This is a genomic window from Anaeromyxobacter terrae, assembly GCF_022690685.1.
Taxonomy (GTDB): Bacteria; Myxococcota; Myxococcia; order Myxococcales; family Anaeromyxobacteraceae; genus Anaeromyxobacter; species Anaeromyxobacter terrae.
The window spans coordinates 1-2,934 of sequence record NZ_JALCYY010000129.1 but is presented as its reverse complement, the minus strand read 5'-3'; the positions used below and the strand labels follow the sequence as shown (position 1 = coordinate 2,934).

4 protein-coding genes and 1 pseudogene are annotated in these 2,934 nt (G+C 77.8%); 1 reads left to right on the top strand and 4 read right to left on the bottom strand.

Going from position 1 to position 2,934, the window contains the following annotated elements; genetic code table 11:
• From MNY62_RS25400 to MNY62_RS25390, 3 genes are all read right to left on the bottom strand, one after another.
• The coding region (locus tag MNY62_RS25400; RefSeq protein ID WP_242347120.1) for a lysylphosphatidylglycerol synthase transmembrane domain-containing protein at nucleotides 1-620 on the bottom strand (620 nt) is incomplete at its 3' end.
• Nucleotides 621-681: 61 nt separating this feature from the next.
• Nucleotides 682-1,806, bottom strand: a complete 1,125-nt coding sequence (locus tag MNY62_RS25395) for a glycosyltransferase family 4 protein (protein WP_242347119.1) — start codon at nucleotides 1,804-1,806, stop codon at nucleotides 682-684.
• Nucleotides 1,807-1,833: 27 nt separating this feature from the next.
• The gene (locus tag MNY62_RS25390; protein ID WP_242347118.1) at nucleotides 1,834-2,028 is read right to left on the bottom strand and encodes a hypothetical protein; all 195 of its coding nucleotides are present in this window, start codon (nucleotides 2,026-2,028) and stop codon (nucleotides 1,834-1,836) included.
• Nucleotides 2,029-2,235: 207 nt separating this feature from the next.
• Between MNY62_RS25390 and MNY62_RS25385 the strand changes: the two genes are divergently transcribed.
• A complete protein-coding gene (locus MNY62_RS25385; protein ID WP_242347117.1) occupies nucleotides 2,236-2,664 on the top strand; it encodes a hypothetical protein in 429 nt (142 codons plus the stop codon).
• A gap of 35 nt (nucleotides 2,665-2,699) precedes the next feature.
• On the opposite strand, the pseudogene MNY62_RS25380 reads toward MNY62_RS25385, so the two are convergent.
• Nucleotides 2,700-2,934, bottom strand: a pseudogene (locus MNY62_RS25380) (tetratricopeptide repeat protein); the annotation flags it as partial.

The following is a 2,934-nucleotide window of genomic DNA, read 5'->3' as shown; positions in this document are numbered from 1 at the left end:
CGGAGCCGCGCCCACACGCCGGCGAGCCCGCGGCCGGAGGCGTCGTGGCCGGCGCGCGGCCGCGCGCGCCCCCCCGCGGCGGGCCCCGCGCCCCCCCCCCAGGCGAACGCGAGCCGGGCGTCGCGCGCCCCGGCCGGCCGCGGCGCGGCGACGGCGAGCGCGGCGATGAGCGGGACGAGCGTCGCCGTCCCGACCACGTAGTCGAGGAGCGCCGCGGCGAGGACGGAGGTGGTGGAGAGGCCGGTCCGGCGGGCGAGGAGATGGGCGCGGACGAAGTCTCCGGCGCGGGCCGGCACCGCCACCCCGACCGCGTAGCCGGCGACGAGCGGCGCGAACGCGTCGCGCGCCCGGACCCGCACGCCCGGCGGGCGGACGACCGCGGCCCAGCGGCCCGCGTGCAGCCACTGCGAGAGCACGTTCGCCGCCATGGCGAGGAGGAGCGCCTCGGGTCGCGCCGACGCGAGCGTGCGGACGACCTCGGAGAGGTCGACGCGCGCGAGGGCCACCGCGGCGAACGCGGCGACGAGCAGGAGCCCGACCAGCCGCAGGAGCGGCCGCCGGCCGAGGTTTCCATCGGGCGGTACGGCCAGGCGGTGGAGGCGCTGCCAGAGGTCGGACACGGCGCGACAGACTAACCGCGGACCCGCCAGAGCGAAAGTCCGCGCGGCGACGCCGCCGGATTCACCCGCGGACGCCGATGGATCGGTACACCCCGAGCACCTCGCGCGCGACCGACGGCCAGGCGAAGCGCTGGGCGGTGAGCCGCCCGCGCTCGCCATACGCCGCGCCGCGAGCCGGCTCGCGCGCGAGGCGGAGGAGCGCCCGCGCCCACGCCGCCTCGTCCGCCTCTGGCAGGATCTCCCCCTCGCGCCCGTGCTGGACGATCTCGCGGTACCCATCGACGTCGGAGGCGAGCACGGGCTTGCCCGCGGCCATCGCCTCGAGGAGCGTCACGCCGGCGCTGGGCGCCTGCGACGGCGCGCAGAAGACGTCGGCCGTGGCGTACCAGTCCGGGCGCTCGTCGTGGACGCGCCCGGCGAACACCACGTCCTCCTCGAGCTCGCGCGGGACGCGCGCGCGGGCGCGGGAGAGCCCCGGCCCGTCGCCCACCACGATGAGCCGCGCGTCGATCTGCTTCCACGCGCGGTGGAAGGCGCCGATCATCCGGTCGAGCCCGTTCCGCGGCTCGACGCGGCCGAGCCACAGCACGTTGAGCTTCCCGTCGTCGTAGCGCCGCAGCCGCCGGCCTCGAGAGAAGCGATCGAAGTCCACGCCGTGCGGGATCATCCGCACGTCGGCGCCCAGCCGGTCGCCGTAGGGGGCGAGCGCGGCGCGGGAGACCGCGATCGAGGCGTCGAGGCGGTCCGCGTAGCGCTGCAGCGCGCCGCGCGCGAGCCGGAACAGGAGGCCGGGGCGCGCGCCCGGGTGGAACGTGCCGACGACCGGCCCGGTCGCGTGGTGGATGGCGAGGAGCGGGAGGACCGGCGAGAGCGGCGCGTGCACGTGGACGACGTCGAACCGCTCGCGCGCGAGGATGTCCCGCAGGGCGGCGCCGACCCCGGTCCCGCCGGTCACCCGCCCCACCGCGCCGCGGCGGAAGAGCGGCCGGCTCGCGCCGACCCGCAGCACGTCCGCGGACTCCGCCTCGAGGGACGGCGGCGCGCCCTTCGCGGCGTCCGGCATGACGCTCGTGACGATCTTGACGGTGTGCCCGAGGCGCCGGGCCTCGCGGGCGAAGTTCTGGACGTGCTCGGGGATGCCGCCGAGGCTCGGGTAGTACTCCTCGGTCACGACGCCGATGCGCAAGGTGCCGCCTCCGTGGGGCGGGCCGCCTCAGCGCGGCAGCGCCTGGCGGCGGGGCTGGAACGGGATGACGCGCGCCTCGCGCGGCGGCATCGGGCTCACGCGCCTGCCGAGCGGCGCGCGGCGGAACGCGAGCGGCGCGAGCGCGAGGGCGGCGGAGAGCCACGCCGCGGCCGTGAGCCAGAGCATCGCGAGGGCGGCCGCGGCGGCTCGGACGAACAGCATCGCGCGGCTCTCGACGCGGCGCGGCGCGGCGGGGAGACTGGCCAGGCGCAGATGACCTCGTGAGACGGATGGACCGGAGTGCGGCACGGATGGACTTCCTCCCGAGGCCAAACGTAGACACCCGCTCCCGAGCCGGCCAACCGGCCCCGGCGGTGGGCCCGCTCGGTCCGCTGGCGCACTCAGCCGGATCTTTGCTAGGACGCGCGGATGTCCGAACGGACCCTCCGCACCCGGGTGCCCGTCACCGCCGCGATCGCCGCAGCCGTCCACCTCGGCGTCGACGCGCTCGCGAGCCGGCTCCCCGGGACGACGCCCCCTTACCTGCTCCTCGACCACGTGGCGGGTCCGTTCCGGGACATCGTCGCCCTCGACCGGACCACCATCGCGATCGCGGTGTCCATCGCCGCGTCGGGCGTCAACGGCCTCATCACCGCGACGCTCGCCGCGGCGCTCGACGACACCGTCCGGCCGGTGCGGAGCCTCGGCCTGCTCCTCTCGGGGCTGTGGGTGCTTTCGGGCGGGCTGCTCGCGCTCATCTACCTGTCGGCGCCGCTCGCCGTCCTGGCCGGGAGCCTCGCCGCAGGGATCCCGCGATCGTTCCTGGTCGCCTGGGTCGCCGAGCGCATGCGGCGCTGAGCCCCAGACGCGGACGGGTCCGCGGCGAGCGCCCCTCACCGCCGCGACGGCAAGAGCGGCCTCAGGTTGCGCCCCGGCCGGCCGGTCGCGCGCGCCTTCTCGTCGGCACGCGCGGCCTCGACGCTCCGTCCGGTGCGCTCGTAGAACCGCGCGAGGCGCGTCCAGCCTGCCGCCCGGCCGGGCGCGGCGCGCGCCGCGGCGACGAGCTCCGCCTCGGCCTCGGCGAGGCGTCCGGCGGCCTCGCAGACCTCGGCGAGCCGCGCCCGGACC